The organism is Streptomyces sp. NPDC091649 (genome assembly GCF_044756785.1).
Classification (GTDB): domain Bacteria; phylum Actinomycetota; class Actinomycetes; order Streptomycetales; family Streptomycetaceae; genus Streptomyces.
Genome location: NZ_JBIVTR010000011.1, coordinates 146,753 through 164,551 on the forward strand (window position 1 = coordinate 146,753; position 17,799 = coordinate 164,551).

At 74.1% G+C, this 17,799-nt stretch carries 21 protein-coding genes; 14 read left to right on the plus strand and 7 right to left on the minus strand.

The features are described from left to right. Nucleotides 1-24 precede the first annotated feature (24 nt). From ACIQMU_RS20125 to ACIQMU_RS20135, 3 genes are read left to right on the plus strand one after another with little or no spacing between them, the layout of a single operon-like run. Entirely contained in the window at nucleotides 25-1,263 is a 1,239-nt protein-coding gene (locus ACIQMU_RS20125) for a lycopene cyclase family protein (RefSeq protein WP_402689343.1), read from the plus strand. Continuing rightward, entirely contained in the window at nucleotides 1,260-1,988 is a 729-nt protein-coding gene (locus tag ACIQMU_RS20130) for a class I SAM-dependent methyltransferase (protein ID WP_352240881.1), read from the plus strand. Before ACIQMU_RS20125 ends, ACIQMU_RS20130 begins: the two co-directional genes overlap by 4 nt. Then, complete coding sequence (locus ACIQMU_RS20135; protein ID WP_352241013.1) at nucleotides 1,988-3,544, plus strand: NAD(P)/FAD-dependent oxidoreductase; 1,557 nt, start codon at nucleotides 1,988-1,990, stop codon at nucleotides 3,542-3,544. The genes ACIQMU_RS20130 and ACIQMU_RS20135 overlap by 1 nt, the downstream gene beginning before the upstream one ends. A gap of 68 nt (nucleotides 3,545-3,612) precedes the next feature. On the opposite strand, the gene ACIQMU_RS20140 is transcribed toward ACIQMU_RS20135, so the two are convergent. The 7 genes from ACIQMU_RS20140 to ACIQMU_RS20170 form a co-directional block, all read right to left on the minus strand. Then, complete coding sequence (locus ACIQMU_RS20140; protein WP_402689344.1) at nucleotides 3,613-4,632, minus strand: DUF5914 domain-containing protein; 1,020 nt, start codon at nucleotides 4,630-4,632, stop codon at nucleotides 3,613-3,615. Further along, nucleotides 4,629-5,657: a phytoene/squalene synthase family protein gene (locus ACIQMU_RS20145; protein WP_402689345.1), complete on the minus strand. Its 1,029-nt coding sequence runs from the start codon at nucleotides 5,655-5,657 to the stop codon at nucleotides 4,629-4,631. The genes ACIQMU_RS20140 and ACIQMU_RS20145 overlap by 4 nt, the downstream gene beginning before the upstream one ends. Beyond that, entirely contained in the window at nucleotides 5,654-7,180 is a 1,527-nt protein-coding gene (locus tag ACIQMU_RS20150) for a phytoene desaturase (RefSeq protein WP_352240878.1), read from the minus strand. Before ACIQMU_RS20150 ends, ACIQMU_RS20145 begins: the two co-directional genes overlap by 4 nt. After that, the gene (locus ACIQMU_RS20155; RefSeq protein ID WP_352240877.1) at nucleotides 7,177-8,445 is read right to left on the minus strand and encodes a polyprenyl synthetase family protein; all 1,269 of its coding nucleotides are present in this window, start codon (nucleotides 8,443-8,445) and stop codon (nucleotides 7,177-7,179) included. Before ACIQMU_RS20155 ends, ACIQMU_RS20150 begins: the two co-directional genes overlap by 4 nt. Nucleotides 8,446-8,781: 336 nt before the next feature. Then, complete coding sequence (locus tag ACIQMU_RS20160) at nucleotides 8,782-9,381, minus strand: NAD(P)H-dependent oxidoreductase (protein WP_352240875.1); 600 nt, start codon at nucleotides 9,379-9,381, stop codon at nucleotides 8,782-8,784. 320 nt (nucleotides 9,382-9,701) lie between these two features. Beyond that, nucleotides 9,702-10,478 carry a class F sortase gene (locus ACIQMU_RS20165; protein WP_352240874.1) on the minus strand — a complete coding sequence of 259 codons (777 nt, stop codon included), beginning with the start codon at nucleotides 10,476-10,478 and terminating at the stop codon, nucleotides 9,702-9,704. Next, nucleotides 10,465-11,058: a hypothetical protein gene (locus ACIQMU_RS20170; protein WP_402689346.1), complete on the minus strand. Its 594-nt coding sequence runs from the start codon at nucleotides 11,056-11,058 to the stop codon at nucleotides 10,465-10,467. The genes ACIQMU_RS20165 and ACIQMU_RS20170 overlap by 14 nt, the downstream gene beginning before the upstream one ends. A 340-nt stretch (nucleotides 11,059-11,398) precedes the next feature. Between ACIQMU_RS20170 and ACIQMU_RS20175 the strand changes: the two genes are divergently transcribed. From ACIQMU_RS20175 to ACIQMU_RS20225, 11 genes are all read left to right on the plus strand, one after another. After that, nucleotides 11,399-11,698 (plus strand): gas vesicle protein, encoded by a 300-nt coding sequence (locus tag ACIQMU_RS20175; protein WP_352240872.1) that lies wholly within the window; start codon nucleotides 11,399-11,401, stop codon nucleotides 11,696-11,698. Nucleotides 11,699-11,757: 59 nt separating this feature from the next. After that, the gene (locus ACIQMU_RS20180) at nucleotides 11,758-12,195 is read left to right on the plus strand and encodes a gas vesicle structural protein GvpA (RefSeq protein WP_352240871.1); all 438 of its coding nucleotides are present in this window, start codon (nucleotides 11,758-11,760) and stop codon (nucleotides 12,193-12,195) included. A gap of 2 nt (nucleotides 12,196-12,197) precedes the next feature. Next, the gene (locus ACIQMU_RS20185; protein ID WP_402689347.1) at nucleotides 12,198-12,908 is read left to right on the plus strand and encodes a GvpL/GvpF family gas vesicle protein; all 711 of its coding nucleotides are present in this window, start codon (nucleotides 12,198-12,200) and stop codon (nucleotides 12,906-12,908) included. Between the two features lie 46 nt (nucleotides 12,909-12,954). Then, entirely contained in the window at nucleotides 12,955-13,212 is a 258-nt protein-coding gene (locus tag ACIQMU_RS20190; RefSeq protein WP_352240869.1) for a gas vesicle protein GvpG, read from the plus strand. 51 nt (nucleotides 13,213-13,263) lie between these two features. Beyond that, nucleotides 13,264-13,848, plus strand: a complete 585-nt coding sequence (locus ACIQMU_RS20195; protein ID WP_402689348.1) for a hypothetical protein — start codon at nucleotides 13,264-13,266, stop codon at nucleotides 13,846-13,848. Then, a complete protein-coding gene (locus ACIQMU_RS20200) occupies nucleotides 13,841-15,073 on the plus strand; it encodes an SRPBCC family protein (RefSeq protein ID WP_402689349.1) in 1,233 nt (410 codons plus the stop codon). Before ACIQMU_RS20195 ends, ACIQMU_RS20200 begins: the two co-directional genes overlap by 8 nt. A 104-nt stretch (nucleotides 15,074-15,177) precedes the next feature. Further along, complete coding sequence (locus ACIQMU_RS20205; protein ID WP_402689350.1) at nucleotides 15,178-15,609, plus strand: gas vesicle protein; 432 nt, start codon at nucleotides 15,178-15,180, stop codon at nucleotides 15,607-15,609. Next, nucleotides 15,606-16,454 (plus strand): GvpL/GvpF family gas vesicle protein, encoded by an 849-nt coding sequence (locus ACIQMU_RS20210; RefSeq protein WP_352240866.1) that lies wholly within the window; start codon nucleotides 15,606-15,608, stop codon nucleotides 16,452-16,454. Before ACIQMU_RS20205 ends, ACIQMU_RS20210 begins: the two co-directional genes overlap by 4 nt. Then, a complete protein-coding gene (locus tag ACIQMU_RS20215; RefSeq protein WP_352240865.1) occupies nucleotides 16,451-16,663 on the plus strand; it encodes a gas vesicle protein in 213 nt (70 codons plus the stop codon). The genes ACIQMU_RS20210 and ACIQMU_RS20215 overlap by 4 nt, the downstream gene beginning before the upstream one ends. 55 nt (nucleotides 16,664-16,718) lie before the next feature. Beyond that, nucleotides 16,719-17,132 (plus strand): gas vesicle protein K, encoded by a 414-nt coding sequence (locus tag ACIQMU_RS20220; protein ID WP_402689351.1) that lies wholly within the window; start codon nucleotides 16,719-16,721, stop codon nucleotides 17,130-17,132. Between the two features lie 49 nt (nucleotides 17,133-17,181). Further along, nucleotides 17,182-17,634, plus strand: a complete 453-nt coding sequence (locus tag ACIQMU_RS20225; RefSeq protein WP_402689352.1) for a hypothetical protein — start codon at nucleotides 17,182-17,184, stop codon at nucleotides 17,632-17,634. The last annotated feature ends 165 nt before the right edge of the window (nucleotides 17,635-17,799 follow it).

A 17,799-nucleotide genomic window follows, 5' to 3' on the forward strand; every position in this document is an offset into this window, starting at 1 on the left:
CCGCCCGACCGAGAGGGGAGAGCCGTGCCCGCCGACTTCGACGTCGTCATCGTGGGAGCGGGAGCGGCCGGGCTGAGCCTGGCGTACCACCTCTGCGCGCCGGGCAGCGCCGTCCCGCTGTCGGTCGCCCTCGTCGACGCCCCGCCGGGACCCCTGAGGGCGCCCCCGCGGACCTGGTGCTTCTGGGAACCGCCCGGTGGGGACTACGACCCGGTCCTCGCCGCCTCCTGGCCCCGGTTACGGGTCCGGGCGGCGGACGGGGCGCCCACGGTGGCACGACTCTCGCGGCTGCGCTACAAGATGCTGCGCTCGGACGCCTTCGAAGCACTGGTCGAGCGGAGGTTGTCCCGCACACCGGCCCTGAGCCGGATCGAGGCCACCGTGAGCGCCGTACGCGACCGTCCGTCCGGCGGTGGCGAGGTCCTCTCGCGGGACGCGTACGGCGAACGCGTCCTCGTGCGCGGCCAGCACGTCTTCGACTCCCGCCCGCCCCGCCGCCTGCCACCCGCCCGCACCACCCTGCTCCAGCACTTCACCGGCTGGTTCGTCCGCACCGAGCGTCCCGCGTTCGATCCGGCGACCGCGGACCTGATGGACTTCCGTACGCCGCAGCCCGCGCACGGGCTCTCGTTCGGCTATGTCCTGCCGCTGGACACCCGCACGGCGCTGGTCGAGTACACCGAGTTCTCTCCCGCGCCGCTGGACGCCGACGGCTACCGGCGCGCTCTGCGCCACTACGCCCACGACGTCCTGGGCCTGGGGCCTCTCCGCGTCACCGCACAGGAGCACGGCGTCCTCCCCATGACCGACGGCCGTTTCCCGCCCCGGCAGGGGCGCTCCGTGTACCGCATCGGCACCGCCGGAGGCGCGACCCGCCCCTCCACCGGCTACACGTTCGCCGCCGTGCAGCGGCAGAGCCGGGCCGTCGCCGAGCGGCTGCGCGCAGGCCGGCCCCCGCGCATGCCCCTGCCGTACGGGCGGCGGGCACGCGCGATGGACGCCGTGATGCTGCGGGCCCTGGACAGCGGCCGGGTGGACGGCGCCGACTTCTTCGGCCGCCTCTTCAGGGGCGTTCCCGGCGAACGGCTGCTGAGCTTCATGGACGGCGGCTCCCGCGTGCACGAGGACCTGCTCGTCGGCCTGCGGACCCCCGTGGCCCCCATGCTGCGGACCGTCCTCGAACTCCCCTTCAGGACCCGGCGCGACCCCCCCGCCGCCCCGCTTCCCCCCTCACCGGCCGACCACGAGGAGAGCACCCCATGATCCTGTTGCGCGGTGACGCACTGTCCGCGGCCTTCGACCACGGCTCCACCGCCTACGACCGCCTCGTCGCGGCCAGCCCCGGTTACCACGCGCACCTGCGCCGCTCCGCACGCAGGCTGGGCCTGCCGGATGGGGGACGCGGGCTGCGCGTGCTCGACCTGGGTTGCGGCACGGGCGCCTCCACGGCCGCGCTCCTCGCCGCCGCCCCGCACGCCCGCGTCACCGGAGTGGACGCCTCCGCCGGCATGCTGGACCGCGCGGTCGCCAAGAGCCGGCTGGCCGGTGTCGACTTCGTGCACGCACCCGTCGAGGAACTGGCCGGCCGGCTGCGCCCCGGCTCCTTCGACGCGGTGTTCGCCGGCTACCTCTTCCGCAACCTCGACGACCCCGACAAGACGCTCGACCTGGTCCGCGGTCTGCTCGTCCCGGGCGGCCGCCTCGCCGTCCACGAGTACACGCTCGGCGGATCCCCCGTTCACCGTGCCGTCTGGAACACGGTCTGCTCGATGATCATCCAGCCCGCCGGGCGGCTCGCCGGGGACGCGGAGCTCTACCGCCACCTGCGGGACAGCGTCGCCCGGTTCGACACGGCGCCCGCGTTCGAGCGGCGGTTGCGCCGGGCCGGCTTCGCCGGCGTACGCGTCCTGCCGCTGCCGGGCTGGCAGACCGGGATCACCCACACCTTCGTCGGCCGTGCCACCCCCGGAGCGGAGGACCGGTCGTGATGCTCCTGCGGGACGGCGGCGGGGGGCGGCGGCCGGGCCGGGACCGGCGGGCGGCCGTCGTACCGGCCCCGGCCGGCCGCGCCCGGTTCACGGGAGAGGCCCCCGCCGTGGCGGTCGTCGGCGGGGGCATCGCCGGAATCGCGGCGGCCACCCTCCTGGCCGAGCGCGGCGCACGCGTCACGCTCCACGAGCGTGAACCCGCTCTGGGCGGAAGACTGTCGGGGTGGCCCACCGAGCTGGCCGACGGCACCAACGTGACGATGAGCCGCGGGTTTCACGCCTTCTTCCGGCAGTACTACAACCTCCGCGGTCTGCTGCGCCGGGTCGACCCGGACCTCGCCGCGCTGACCCGGCTGCCCGACTATCCGCTGCGGCACAGCTCCGGACTGCACGACAGCTTCGCCCGGGTGCCGCGCACCCCGCCGCTCAGCGCGATGGGATTCGTCGCCCTCAGCCCCGCCTTCGGGCCGCGGGACGCGCTCCGGATGAATCCGAGGGCGGCGCTGCCGCTGCTGGACGTGCGGGTGCCCGGGGTGTACGACCGGAGCGACGGCGTCAGCGCCACCGACTTCCTCGACCGCATCCGCTTCCCGGAGGCCGCCCACCACCTGGCGTTCGAGGTCTTCTCCCGCAGCTTCTTCGCCGACCCGCGTGAACTGTCGGCGGCCGAACTGGCGTTGATGTTCCATATCTACTTCCTCGGCTCCAGCGAGGGCCTGCTCTTCGACGTCCCGGCCGAACCGTTCCCCACCGCCCTGTGGGACCCGCTGCACGCCTACCTCGAAGGCCACGGCGTCGACGTGCGGACCCGGACACCGGTCCGGTGGGTGCGGCCCCGGCCGGACCACGGCCTCGACCTCGCCACCGACGACGGCACCACGCGCTACGACGCCGTCGTCCTCGCCCTGGACAGCGACGGCCTGCGCCGAGTCGTCGCCGCCTCACCGGGCCTGGGCGACGCCGACTGGCGCGCGCGGATCGCACGGCTGCGCACCGCACCGCCGTTCCTCGTCTCACGGCTCTGGCTCGACCGGCCCGTGGCGCGGGAGAGGCCCGGCTTCCTGGGCACCAGCGGCTACGGGCCGCTGGACAACGTGAGCGTCCTGGACCGCTGGGAGGGGGAGGCCGCCCGCTGGGCCCGGCGCACCAGGGGTTCGGTCCTCGAACTGCACGCCTACGCCGTGGCACCGGACGCCGACCGGTCCGCCGTGCAGCACGAGGCCCTGGCCCAACTGCACCGGATCTACCCGGAGACGCGCAGTGCCCGGGTCGTCGACGCACGCCACGTATGGCGGGCGGACTGCCCGATGTTCCCCGTGGGCGGCTACCGGGACCGGCCGGGCGTCCGCACCCCCGACCCCGCCGTCACCGTGGCGGGGGACATGGTGCGCACCGAGCTGCCGGTGGCCCTGATGGAACGCGCGGCCACCAGCGGGTTCCTCGCCGCGAACGCCCTGCTGGAACGGTGGGGCGTTCGCGGGCAGACACTGTGGACCGTGCCGCGCGAGGGGCGCTCGGCCCTGCTGCGCCGCCTCGCGGCGATGGGGGCGGAATAGCCCCCCGGGCCGCCCACCCGCACGCGCCCGCTCCCACCCACACGCCCCCACGCGCCCGTTGCCACGCGTCAGCCCGGGAACCTCCCGCTGTCCCGCAGCTCCCAGCGCCGCTCCGCGTACGCCAGGTCGTCCCGCCACAACCGTCCCGCCGAGGCGCGCATCAGGGGGCGCAGCAGCGGCGCGGCGGCCCTGGCCACGGCGAATCCGCGCCGGCCCGACCCCGCGACCAGCGCCTCCGTCACAGCCGTCCGGGGCCGCCCCCGCTCGTCCGGGGCCAGGGGCGTGGCGTGCGTCTCCACCACGGACCCCGCGCCCTCGCCCTCGACGATGCGCATGAGGACCGTCCGGGGCCCCGGGGCCGTGAACCGGGCCCGGACCGGCACCACCAGACGCCCGGCCACCTTGAAGGACACGTCGACGGTGAACCCGTCGTCGGCCGGGGCGTCCGCCGTGCCGTCGGCGGGCGTTCCCGTCACCGTCAGGTCGACGAAGGAGTACGGATGGAACCACGCGCCGTGCCATGGATCGAGGCGGTTGGCGACCACGTCCTCGGGCTCGCAGCGGCCGACGCCCGAATAGACCGTCTCGACGGCCTCCCCGAGCCTCGGCCGGACGGGTACGTACGGCCTCTCCGACGGAGGCTCGCCCCCCAGCTCATCGAGCCGTACCCACAGCAGGACCCCGTCGTCGTGGGCCGGATACGGCTCCCACCCGGCGAACGGCCCGCCGTCCAGGGCCAGCCCGTGCCAGTGGCAGACCAGGCTGCCGCGGCGGACGGGGCTGTCGCGCAGCGGCGCCCCCAGATGCGGGCACGCCCCCGGGCCCGCGCGGAGCTTCCCCCCGCCGTCGCGCCACGCCACCACCTCGGTGGAGCCGACCGTGACTCCTAGGGGCCGCCCGGGAGGAAGGTCCCGCGAGGCGCCGACGACGTACCAGTTGCCGGAAGGCCGGCCCCGGGCACGGGTGAGCGCCGCCGCGATCACCGCCGGTCGCGCCTCCCGCCACGTCGGCGCCTGCCGCTCCCACGGCGCGGGTGCGCGCCGCAACCGCAGCGGTAGGCGCCGGGGGCGCTCCGCCGCGGGGCTCATACCGCCTCCTCGCGCACCGCCGGTGCGGCGACGGCCGCCCGCGTGCGGGCGGGCGCGGAGCCGTGCGCTTCCGTGCCCGGCCCCGCCCCACGCCGGCTCATCGCGCGCACGGCGACCGCCCTGGCCAGCCCGTCCAGCGCCACGGCGGTCCGGCGGCGGCGCGGGACGACCGCCCGGCGGTGCAGGACGGCGTACCCGTCCGCCTCGATGGCGTCGAGGATGCCGCTGTAGAGCACGAACGCCGTACGGATGCAGGGCCGTGACACCGGGGCGAGCATCGCGACACCGGGCAGGGCGGTCCGGTAGACGGCCCGGTTGTGGGCGGCGGCGGCCCGCAGGACGCCGGTGATCCGGCTGTCCCGCGTCCCCGTGCTCCGGCTCCACTCGAAGCGTGCGCGGTCCACCCCGTGGGCGGCCAGCAGCTCGGCCGGCAGGTAGAGCCGGCCCCGGTCCAGATCCTCGCCCACGTCCCGCAGGAAGTTGGTCAGCTGGAAGGCCACCCCGAGCGCCGCCGCGTGCGCCGACGCCTCCTCGCGCGGCCCCACCGTCCCGAGCACCGGCAGCATCTGCAGGCCGATCACCGCGGCCGAGCCGTGCATGTAGCGGCCGAGATCCTCGTACGAGGCGTAGCCGCCGACGGTCAGGTCGCTGCGCATGGAGGACAGGAAGTCGGTGAAGTGCCGGGGCGCGATGCCGTACCGGTCCACCGTGTCCGCGAGGGCGCGGATCACCGGCTCGGTGGCCCGCCCGTGCCGCAGCCCCGCCTCCAGCTGGGCTTCCAGGTCGAGCAGGGCGCGGGCGCGCTCGCCGGGCGTGGCCGTGCTGTCGAGATCGTCGACGATGTCGTCGGCGTGGCGGGCGAAGCCGTACAGGGCGTGGACGGCCGGCCGGCGGTCGGCGGGCAGGAGCCGCGTCGCGAGGAAGTACGTCCTGCCGTGACGAGCATTGAGGTCGCGGCAGCGGATGTAAGCGGCTCGGAGTGCGGGGTCGTGGACGCCTGCTGCGTCGAGTTCGCGGACGGTCATGCGCGGGAACCTCTCGGGGCGGGGCGCGGGTTGGCCCGGGCGGCACGGGGACCGGTGATCCTCTCCGCCGCCAGCTTCCCGGAGATCAGGACGGTCGGCACGCCGACGCCGGGCGTGGTGCCGCAACCGGCGAGGACGGCGTTGACCGTGCCCCGCACCAGGTTGCGCGGGCGGAAGGGGCCGGTCTGGGGGAAGGTGTGCGCCACCGAGAAGGGGGTGCCCGCCGCGTGCCCCCGGGCGGTCCAGTCGACCGGTGTGACCAGCCCCTCCCGCTCGATCGCCGCGCCGAGGCCGGGCATCTCGCGGCGCTCCAGCTCGGCCAGCAGCTCGTCCCGGTAGCGGGGGCCGAGCTCCCGCCACTCCCGTACTCCCGGCCCGACCTCGGTGTTCGGGCAGGGCGCCAGCACGTAGTGCAGGTGTTTGCCCGGCGGAGCGAGGGAGGGGTCGCTCGCGGTGGGCCTCGTGATGAGGAGCGAGGGGTCCGACATCAGCTCGCCCGTGCGGGTGAGCTCGTGGAAGGTGCCCTTCCAGGCCGCGCCGAACGAGAGGGTGTGGTGGGCCAGCTCCGGCCAGCTGCGGTCCGTGCCCGCGTGCAGGATCACCGCGGACGGTGCGTGCCGCAGGGGGAGGGGCCGGTGCGGGGCGCGGCCGAGCAGCCGGTAGCTGACGGGCAGATCGGGCGTCAGGACGACCGCGTCGCACGGGATGCGCTCCTGGTCGGTGACGACGGCGGTGACCCGGTCTCCCGAACGCTCCAGCCGTGTCACGTTCCGCCCGTAGCGGAGGGACCCCCCCGCGTCGGCGGCCGCGTCCGCCATCGCCCGGGGCAGCGCGTGCATCCCGCCCCGGGGGAAGTACACCCCGGCCACCGTGTCCATGTAGGCGATGACGGCGTACGCGGCCAGGGCCCGCGCCGGGGGCACACCCGCGTACAGGGCCTGGAAGGAGAAGATCCTGCGCAGCCGTTCGTCCGAGACGAAACGCCCGATGCGCGCGTCGAGCCGGCCGAAGCCGCCGAGCGCGGCGAGCCGGGCGAGGTCGGGGTGGGCGAGCTGGAGCGGTGAGTCGAAGTTGGTGTCGATGAACCGGCGCATCTGCACCCGGTGGAGACGCTCCAGCCAGCTCCGCAGCCGCCGGTAGCCGACCGCCTGGCGGGCCCCCGCGAACCGCTCGACGGCGGCCTCCATCGCGGCGCCGTCGGTGTGCACGTCGAGCTGGGACCCGTCGGCGAACCGGGCCCGGTAGGCGGGGTCCAGCCGGATCAGCTCCAGCCGGTCGGCCAGGCGCTCCCCGACGGCGGCGAAGGCTTCCTCCACCAGGTCCGGCATGGTCAGCACGGTCGGCCCGGTGTCGATGCGGAAGCCGCCCGACTCCAGCAGCCCGGCCCGCCCTCCGGGCACGTCATCCCGCTCGACGACCGTCACGCGGCGGCCCGCGCCCAGCAGGTGGAGCGCGGCGGCCAGTCCTGCCAGACCGGCGCCGATCACCACCACGTGGTCGACGGGGCCCTTGAGAGTGATCACCGGGTGCTGCCTCCTTCGGCTCCGGTGAGGGGCCGGGGCGGCACTCTCCCGGTGTGGTGCCGGTGCGGATCCTCGGCGGCCGGGAAGCCGGCGGCGCGGTCCCCCGAGACCCTGCGCAGCATCTCCAGCAGCCGGCCGCCGCCGGGTGCGTCGACGTCGACGGCCCGGGCCAGCCGGTGTTCGGCCTGCTCGCGCAGACGCTCCGCCTTCCCCTCCACGTGGGCGCGCGCGCCCACCGCCTCGAAGACGCCGCGCACGTCCGCGAGATCCCGCTCGGTGAGGCCGGCGTTCCCGACGGCCCGGCGCAGCACGGCCAGCGCCCCCCGGTCGCCCGCCGCCTCGGCCCGTGTGCGGGCGACGGCCAGGAGATAGGTCGGCTTGCCCTCGCGGATGTCGTCGCCGGACGGCTTCCCGGTCGTCCCCGGATCGCCGAAGACCCCGAGGAGGTCGTCCCGCAGCTGGAAGGCGATGCCGGCGCACCGGCCGGCCGAGCGCAGAGCGCCGGTGGTCCGCTCATCGGCGTCGGCCAGGGCGGCGCCGATCGCCAGAGGCCGCTCGACGGAGTACGAGCCGCTCTTGAGGCAGGCGGTCCGCAGGGCCTGCGCCACGGAGTCACCGCCGCTGACCTGCCCGTGCAGCTCCAGATACTGCCCGGCGACCATCTCCGTCCGCATGGCGCGCCAGAGGGCGCCGATCCGTCGTCTGCGGACGGCGCACAGTTCGGTCTCCGCCACCGTGTCGTCGGCCCAGGCCAGCGCGAGGTCCCCCGCGAGCACGGCGGCCGACGTGCCGAACGCGGAGCCCCGCTCGGTGTCCGGGGAGAGGCCCGCGCGTTCGGCCAGACCGATGTGCACGGCCGGCTTCCCCCGGCGTAACCGTGAGCGGTCCATCACGTCGTCGTGGATCAGCGCGCAGGTCTGGATCAGCTCCAGTGCCACCCCGAGCCGCAGAGCGGCGGCGGTCTCCGCCGCACCGCAGGCCCGCATCCCCCACCACAGGAGACGCGGCCGCATCCGCCCGCCGCCGTCGAGGGTGAAGTCGGCGACCCGCCGCGCCAGCTCCTCGGAGAACGACGCGTCGCTCTCGGCGGCCTCGGCGAGCCGTTCGGCCAGCACCGCCTGTGCGGTGCGCAGGAAGGCGCCGGCCACATCCGCGTCGACGGCCCGCGGGTCCGTGGACGGTGGCGCGTCGCGGGGGCGCACGCCCTCTTCGGCGGTTGGCGGAGTCTCGGCGAACGAGTGGTCCGTGGGCCCGGGACAGCCCATCTCATGCCCTTTCGATGAGTGTGCGGTGACGACCGGTACGCCGCACCGCGCAGCCGCGCGGAGCGTCCGTGGCCCACCGGCGGGCCACGGTGTCCTCGTCCGCCTCGCCGCCGGCTCCCGGCCGGGAGCGCGATCTTCGAGCGGCCCGCGCGGGCGGGGCGGGCACCCGCACCGCACGGCCCCCGACGGCCTCGCTCCGGCTCATGCCGCGGGCGCCGGGGAATCCGGATCGGTGCCTGCCGTGCGCACGGGGCGCGAGGGCCCCGCGGGACCGCGTCGGGCACACCGGCGCGTCCGCGTCCCCTCGCCCCGGGCGGTGCTCGTCGAAAACGCGGATCACGCCGCCGGGTAGGCGTGGTCGGCGAGAACCCGCGCCAGGTGAACGGTGTTCGCGGCGAGCGCGCGGGTCGTCGAGGCGACGGCTTCGGGCGTCTCGTCCAGATCCTGGTAGTCGGTGCCGTGCATGGCTTCACCGACCCAGTACGTGACCGCCCCCGGCGCCAGCGAGAAGCCGACGTCGTTCAGGCCCTGGAACACGTCGGCGCTCACCTTGTGCGCGCCGTCCTCGTTGCCGACGACGGCCACGGCGGCGGCCTTGCCGTAGGTGTGCGGGCGGCCCTGTTCGTCGGTCTCGGAGGATTCGGCGTTCAGGCGCTCCAGGACCCGCTGGCAGACGCTGGAGGGGTGGCCGAGCCAGATGGGGGTGGCGATCAGCAGGATGTCGGCTGCCATGACCTTCTCCCGCAGAGCCGGCCAGGCGTCGCCGTCGCCCATGTCCAGGCCGATCCCCGGGCGGACGTCGTGGTCGGCGACCCGGATGATCTCGCCCCGAACGTCATGGCGGGCGAACTGGGCCATGACCTGCTCGGCGAGGTGGTGGCTGCTGGAAGGGGCGGGAGAGGCGTTCAGGGAGCAGACCAGGGCGAGCGCACGCATGACTGAGTGTCTCCTTCGGACCATTGGGGGGAGGGGGTGGTGCCGAGGTGGGCACGGCGACACTGGTGCCCGTAGCGGCCTGTTCCTAACACCGCGGCGCGGCCGAATCCTCCGAATGAAGAGCGGGGGTGCCATCGCCCTCCGAGCGGGAGCCCGTCGGGCCGGCCCCGTGCCCGGGACCCGGAGTCCCCGCGATCGGCGTCACGCGCGCCCCGGGACGATGTCCGCCCGAGGGGCGTGTCCCACGGCGGGCGCCCGTTTCCTCGTCCTGGGAGGGCGGCCCCGGCCGGCCCTCGCAGGACGAGGAAACGGGCGCCGTCTCAGGCTTTCCGGACGTCGGTGAGATGGGCGAACACGACGACGTTGGCCGCGTAACCGGCCTTCTTGTCGAAGCGCCCGCCACAGGTGATCAGCCGGAGTTCCGGACGCCCCCGCTCCCCGTAGACCTCCTTGTCGGGAAAGGACGACTTCTGGTACGTGCGGACCGCGTCGACGGTGAAGACCGCGGTGCGCCGGTCCGCCCGGGTGACCTGGACGGTGTTGCCGGGGCGCAGCATGCTGATGTTGAGGAACACGGCCGGTCCGGTCAGGGTGTCGCGGTGTCCGACCGCCAGCGCGGTGCCCCGCTCACCCGGTGTCGGACCGTCCCGGTGCCAGCCGACCAGCTTCGGTTTGCTGATGGGCGGGGTCCCGGGGTGTCCTGCCGGGTCGAGAGGGAGCCCCTGGACGGGGGCCTCCAGTGACAGCGCCGGGATCGACAGCTTCGTCGCGGGCGAACGGGGGAGCGGCGCCGGCGGCGGTGCGGACTTCGTCGGCCCGGGTGCCGGCTTCGCCGTCGTCCCCCCGCCGGCCGCGGTGTCCGGCCGCCCGTCCCGGGGGCCGTGCCCGTCCGCCTCCCGTCCCGGCGACGCCTGCTGGGAAACCTTCCCGTCGGCGGACGACGCGGTGGCGGCGCCGTGGTCCGGGGAGGCGTTGCCGCATCCCTGGACCACGGTGGCCACGACCGAGAAGGTGACGCTCAGGGTGATGGTGAGACGGCAGGCGCGGCTCGGTCCGCGCCGACGCCGCCGGCGGCGAACCGCGTTACGCGGCGCCATGGGCGCGGCGGCGGGCCGCACGACGGGCGAGGATCAGACCGACCACGCCCACGCCGCCGGCCGCCAGCGCCGACGAGGTGCCGATCGACATACCGCTGTCCCCGGCGGTGCTGCTCTCGACGGTGGGGACGCCGCCCCCGCCCGCGGGCACGCCTCCGGTGGGACGGCAGTCCACGGTGAAGAGCTTCTGCTTGGGCACGCCGCCCGGGAAGGTCCAGGTCACCTTGTACTGGCCGTTGGGCAGCGAGTAGTCCTGCGTGTGGCCCTTCCCCGTGGTCAGGGAGACCGCCGCGGTGAGCGTGGGACGGGTCGGGGTCGCCGGCTGCGGGGCGATGGTGATGTTGATCAGCGGAATGGTCTCGAAGTTCACGGCGGACAGGTTGAACCGGCAGACCTCGGTTTCGTCGCGGGAGTCGCCGTACGGCGTGCCCGCCTTGTGGATCTTGACCTCCCCACTGTCCCCCGGGGCGGCGAAGGCGGGAGACGCGGCGCCGAGGGACATGCCGGTGACCGCGAGGGCGGCGGCCGCAGCAGCGCCGAGACGCCGGGCGGAGGTGCGGGAAGGGGCGAACGGTGACATGACGACTCCTGAATAGCGAGATTGTCGTACAAATCGGCGATGCGGTTCCAGGAATGCCACATGCGCCAGGTGATGCCGTGTCGCCGGGCTGCGGCGCGGTCGTATTCGCCCCGAAAGGAGCACATCGAGGCGGGGTGGGAGCCTCGTGGGTCTGCTCCGGACCCTTTCGGAACTCGCGCGCTGGTGCCGGTCGTCGTGTCGGCCGCGAGCCGCGGGAGGCGGCTCGTGCGGCCTCGACTACTCCGTTCGTGCATACGTCCGGATCGCAGGGGCAGGCGAATGTCAGCCATGGACGACGGAGGCCGATCGGTAAGCGGCCATCCCCGGCGACAGGTGAAGGATGAGCACCGAGAAGAAGACCGATGAAGAACACGACGGAAAGCGCGTCGACGTTCCCACCGCCATGCGGCAGGCATCCGCACAGCTCACGGAATTGCTCCAGTGCGAGCCGGGCTCTGTTTCCGCGGTGAAGGCGACCGAGGACGGTTGGTCGGCGGACGTGGAAGTGGTCGAGCTGGAGAGAGTGCCCGACACCATGAGCGTGATGGCTTCCTACCGGGTCCAACTAAGCCCGCAAGGAACGCTGTTGTCGTACGAGCGACTGCACCGCTATGCCAGGGGACAGCTCGATCGTCGCTGAAATTCTGTCGTCCGACGCAACCTGGTTCACCGACGAAGATCACCGAAAGGAGTTCCCCCATGACACTCGTTCAGCAGAGCAATGCGACATCCGGTGGGAGCGGCTCGGGAAATCTCTACGACGTTCTTGAACTCATTCTCGACCGTGGGCTGGTCATCGACGCGTTCGTCCGCGTCTCCCTGGTCGGCATCGAAATTCTCAAGGTCGATGTCCGTGTGGTCGTCGCGAGTGTCGACACCTATCTGCGGTTCGCCGAGGCATGCAACCGGCTCGATCTGGAGTCCGGCCGGAAGGCGCCGAGCCAGCTCACCGATCTGGTCGGCGACATGACCGAGAACGGCGCGAAGGGCAAGTCCAAGGGAGCCCTGAGCGGTGCCGTCGAGGCGTTCAGCGAGTCGTTGCAGGGCAACAAGCGCGAGGAGTCCGAGGAGGAGCCTCGCAAGCGCCCGGCCCGTAAGTCGACGTCCAGCCGTCAGCCCCAGCGACGTGAGGAGTAGCGGTGCCCACCTACATCTACGCCATCACCGGCGCCGACCACCCCCTGCCCCTGAACGGTCTGCACGGGGTGGGCGACCCGCCCTCGGCGCTGCGGACCCTGCACACCGAACGGCTGGCCGCCGTGGTCAGCGACGCGCCTGTCGGGCTCCGCGCCAAGCGGCGCGATGTCATGGCCCATCAGAACGTGCTGGAAGCGCTGATGGCCAGTGGTGCGACCCTGCCCATGCGCTTCGGCCTGGTGGGGCCCGGGGACGACGAGGTCACCGCGGCCCTGGACCGGGAGGCCGACGCCTACCGGGAGCGGCTGACGGAACTGGACGGCCGGGTGGAGTACAACCTCAAGGCGGGCCGGGACGAGGAGGACCTCCTGCGGGAGATCATGACCGAATCCGACGAGATCCGGCAGCTCAACGAGCGGACCCGCGCCCAGGGCGGCCACGAGGACCGGGTCGCCCTGGGAGAGCGGGTGGCCAACGAGGTGGCCGCCCGGCACCGGAGGGAGGCCGAGGACATCGCCGCCCGGCTGGCGGACGCCGCCGCCCGCAGCTCGCACGCGGAGCCGGCGCCGCAGCAGTTCCTCAACCTGTCCTTCCTCGTGTCCCGCGCGGCGACCGAGGACTTCGTGGCCGCGGTCCGACGCGAGGCGGAGCGGCGCGGCGACGCGTACTCGTTCACGCTCACGGGTCCGCTGCCGCCGTACAGCTTCGTCTGACCGCCGGGGTCCGTACGACCCCGGGAGCGGAGGTGACCTGTCCGCCATGGGCCTCGTCAGCAGCATCCTGACCCTGCCGCTGGCCCCGGTACGGGGAACGGTCTGGGTTCTCGACCAGGTGGTCCGTGCCGCCGAGGAGGAGTACTACGACCCCGAGCCGGTACGCGCCCGACTCGCGCAGCTGGAACAGGACCTGGTCAGCGGCCACCTCGACGCCGAGGAGTTCGACCGGCGCGAGGACGAGCTGCTCGACCGGCTCGACGAGATCGAGGAGTACCGGAACAGCACACGGCACGCGCCGTGACCATCGACGACAACCACACGTGACCGGGGGGAGATCAGAGGTGCATCGCAGATGACGAAGAACGCCAGGATAGGCGCGGCTCTGGTGGGGGGATACCTGCTGGGGCGCACCAAGAAGGCCAAACTCGCGCTGGGCTTCGGGATGTTCCTCCTGGGCAAGAAGGCCGCTCTCGACCCGCAGAAGATAGGTGGGATGCTGGCCCGCTCGCCGGTCCTGGGCTCCCTCAACGACCAGGTGCGCAAGGAGCTGGTCGACGCCACCAGGACGGCGGCCGCCAAGGCCGTCACGCAGCGGGCCGGCAGCCTGGCCGACTCCCTGCGGCAGCGCACCCAGGAGCTGGAGGCCGGGCCCGACGACGAGGAGCGGGACCGGGGCGACGAGCGCCGGAGTGCCGACGACGAAGCCGGAGCGGCGGTCCGCGACGAGCGGACGGGCGGTGGAGGGGGCCGCAAGCGCGCACCCCGCAGGACCGCCGCGTCCCGCTCCGAGTCCGCTTCCGGGACCCGGTCCTCCTCCGGGGCCGGCCGGTCAGGGAGCGGGGGCAAGTCCTCCAAGCCCGCGCGCAAGGGTGCCGGGGGCGCCCGCGAGGCCACGGCCTCCGGCGCCCGCAGGACCCGGGGAGGCGACGATGCCTGACTCCACCCTCGGCGGCATCAAGGACGACGTGGCCTCGGACCCGGCCACCGACCGGCTCAAGGACGAGCTGCGGAACTACCTCCGCGCCCGTGCCGAACACACGGTGACCCGGCTGGGGCACCGGCTGGGCGACTCGGTGGCCCGGCTCGCGGAGCCGGGTGGCGGGGGCGGCGCGCTCAGGAACCTGGCCAAGGGCGGGCAAGCCCTCGGCGAAGGCAAGGCCCCCGGTCGAGCGGCCCTGAGCGCGGGCGCCTCCCATCTCAAGGACACCGTCAGGAACAAGGCCACCACCCTGTTCGGCAAGGGGCGTCCGTCCGGGGGCGGCGCCTCCAGGAGCGTCACCGTCGTCGAGGACATCGACGTCGGTGTGCCGGTCCGCGAGGCATACGACCAGTGGACGCAGTTCCAGGAGTTCAGCACGTTCGCCAAGGGCGTCGTGAGTGTGGAGAAGGCGGACGACACCACCAGCAACTGGAAGGTGAAGGTCGCCAGGTCGACCCGCAGCTGGCAGGCGAACGTCACCGAACAGGTGCCCGACCAGCGCATCACCTGGACCACCGAGGGCGCCAAGGGCACCGTCAAGGGCGTGGTCACCTTTCACGCCGTCACCGATGACCTCACCCGCGTCCTGCTGGTCCTCGAATACTTCCCCAAGGGCCTGTTCGAGAAGACCGGCAACATCTGGCGGGCCCAGGGCCGCCGGGCCCGGCTCGACCTCAAGCTCTACCGCAAGTTCATCATGATGCGCGGCGAGGCGACCGACGGCTGGCGGGGCGAGATCCGTGACGGAGAAGTCGTCGTCAGCCACGACGAGGCGCTCGACGAGGAAGAGTCCCAGAACGCCGAGGGCGCCCGCTCCGGCGAGGGTTCGCCGGACGACGCGCACGAGGACGAAGACGACGCGCACGAGGACGAAGACTCCGCGTACGAGGACGGCCCCGTCGAGGATGACCAGCCGCACGACGAGGATGCCGGTCAAGAGGAGGACGGTGGCCCCGAGTACGACGACGAGGGCCCGGAGGACGAGGAGTTCGTCGACGCCGAGGACGCCGAGGACGCCGAGGGTCTGGAGGAACCGGCGGACGAGCCCGCGGACGAGGACGATCTGGACGACGAGGAGCAGGAAGAGGAGCAGGACGAGGAGGAAGCGGCAGGAGAGGAGACGGCAGAGGAGCCGCCCCCGGCCCGTCGGCCCCGACGACGTTCGGCCGCCGCCGACCGGTGACCGGACGGGCGCACAACCGGTGTCGCCCGACGGGCGCACGCGTCCGGTACCACCGGGCCCCGCGCGCAGCCGCGGCGACACCCCACGGAAAGGCGTGAGACACCGTGTCCGATTCACTCGCCGGCCGTATGCCGGCCCCGCCCCGAGGGGCCGGCCCGGCATACGGGCAGCAGGGCTCCTCGGCCAACCTCGCCGACATCCTCGAACGGGTGCTCGACAAGGGCATCGTCATCGCCGGTGACATCCAGATCAACCTGCTCGACATCGAGCTGCTCACCATCAAACTGCGTCTGCTCGTCGCCTCCGTCGACAAGGCCAAGGAGATGGGCATCGACTGGTGGGAGCACGATCCCTCGCTCTCCTCACGGGCCCGCCCCGCGCGGGAGACCGAGGCCCGCCCCGACGGCGACGCGCTGGCCGAGGAGAACGAGCGACTGCGAGCCGAGCTGGCCAGGCTGCGTTCGGCTCCCGGGCTCCCCGGCTCCGAGGCCGCCGGAGCCGGGGCGGCTCCGGCCGAGAGGGAGGAGGAACGATGAACGAGGGACCGAACACCTCCGCCGACGCCCGCGGTACGGGCGCGGGGGAGATGACCTACGTCTACGCCGTCGGCCGTGAGGGCCCCGCCCTCGACGGGCTCGCCGCCCGGCTTCCGGGCGTGGACGGCCGGCCGCTGCGATCCGTCGACGGCGGCGGACTGTGCGCGCTCGTCTCCCCCGTACCGGCCGACACGTTCAGTGAGCAAGGGCTCACCGCGCAGATGGAAGACCTGGACCGGCTCGAAGCCGTGGCCCGAGCCCACCACGCCGTGGTGGACGCCGCGTTCGCGGAGACCTCCGTCCTGCCGATGCGGCTGGCCACGGTCTATCGGGACGACGCGCGGGTGGCCGACGTGCTGGTCCGTCAACGCAGTGAGTTCCACGAGCTGTTGGCTCGCCTGGAGGGGCACGTCGAGCTGGGGGTGAAGGTCTGCGCCGACCCTCGCTCGGCCGCTCCTCCGGCGGCGGCCGCCGTGACGTCCTCGGAGGGCGGGGCGGGCCGCGCCTATCTGCGGAGGCGTCAGGCGCAGCAGCGCGACAGCCGGGACGCCTACCGTGCGGCATCCGAGGTGGCGGCCCGCGCCGCGCGGTTGGCGGAGGGGGTGGCGGCCTCACGGGCGGTGCACCGCCCGCAGCAGGGCCAACTCGCCTCCGGGCCCGGGGTGAACATCGCCAACGACGCCTACCTCGTGCCCCGGGAGCGCGCGGAGCAGCTCCGCCGGGAGCTTCCCGCACTGGCCGAGGGCGTCTCCGGTGTCTCGATCGAGGTGACCGGGCCATGGGCGCCCTACTCGTTCGCCACCGCCGTGGCGGCGGAGGGTGCGGACGGCGGTGGTCCACGGTGAGCACGGACGTCATCGGCGGAGTCCTCGGTGAGAGCGAGCCCCGGGGCGGCCCGCCCGTCGCGCTGATCGACCTCCTGGACCGCCTGCTGAACGGAGGCGCTGTGCTCACCGGTGATCTCGTCCTGTCCATCGCCGACGTGGACCTCGTCCACATCAACCTGCGCGCGGTGATCCGGTCGGTCACCGGAGAGGAGCCGGCCCCGTGGTGAGGCGACGCCCCGGTTCGGCACCCGACGGAGGCATTTCCGAGAGGAGGGGACCACGATGACCGACGGCGACGGCGACGGCGCGCGAGGCGCGATGGGCCCGTCCGCCGCGGCAGAGGAGATCGCGGGCGCCGCGGCCCGGGCCTTCGGGCTCGGCCCCGCGCAACCGGGCGGCCGGGGGCCCTCGACGACGGCCCAGCGGCTGCACACCGACCCGGACACCGTGGAGCGCGATCTCATCAAGCTGGTGCTCACCATCGTCGAGCTGCTCCGCCAGCTCATGGAGCGCACAGCGGTCCACCGTGTCGACCAGGGCGACCTGAGCGAGTCGCAGGAGGAGCGGATCGGCATGACGCTGATGATCCTGCACGAACGCATGACGGAGCTGTGCGACCGCTACGACCTGACGATGGAGGACCTCAATCTCGACCTGGGGCCGCTCGGCTCGCTGCTGCCGCGCGACGGTGCCTGAGCGGGCAGGAACCGGGTTTGACCGCAACACGCAAGGCAAGGAGGAGGCCATGAACACTGACGACAAGGACGCAAGGAAGCCGGCCCGCGGCAAGGGCGGGACCACCACCGCCCGCACGTCGGCCGCCACGGCCCGCAAGGGGGCCGGTGCTGAAACCGCGGGCAAGGGGGCCGGGGCGGCGGCCGACGAGGCGCGCCCGGCCGCCGCGGGCGCCAAGGAGGCGGCGTCGGAGAGCGTACGGGCGGCCGGTGAGACCACCCGGCGCGTGGGCCGTGCCGCGGCCGCCGGTCTCCAGGGCGGGCAGCGGGCGGTGACGGCCAACGCGGCCAGGGCCGCGAGCGCGGCCACCACCGCCTGGACCGCCGTCAAGCACAGGAAGGCGGTAGCGGCGGGGGCCGCCGCGGGGGTGGCCGGTGTCGCCGGAGCGGCGTTCGCCATCGGCCGTACGACCGCCAAGCCTCCGGTGGGTCCGCTGACCCGACTGGCGCGCGGGCGCATCTGACACCGCGCGGCGGAGACACCGAAACCGCACGGGCGCCGGACCGGGGGCGGGGGGGGGGGGGGGGGGCGGCCCCCCCCCCCGGGCCCCCGCCCCCCCCCCCCCGGCCCGGGCCCCCCGGCCCCCGGCGGAGGGGGGGGGGTGGGGCTGGCCCCGCCCCCCCCTGGG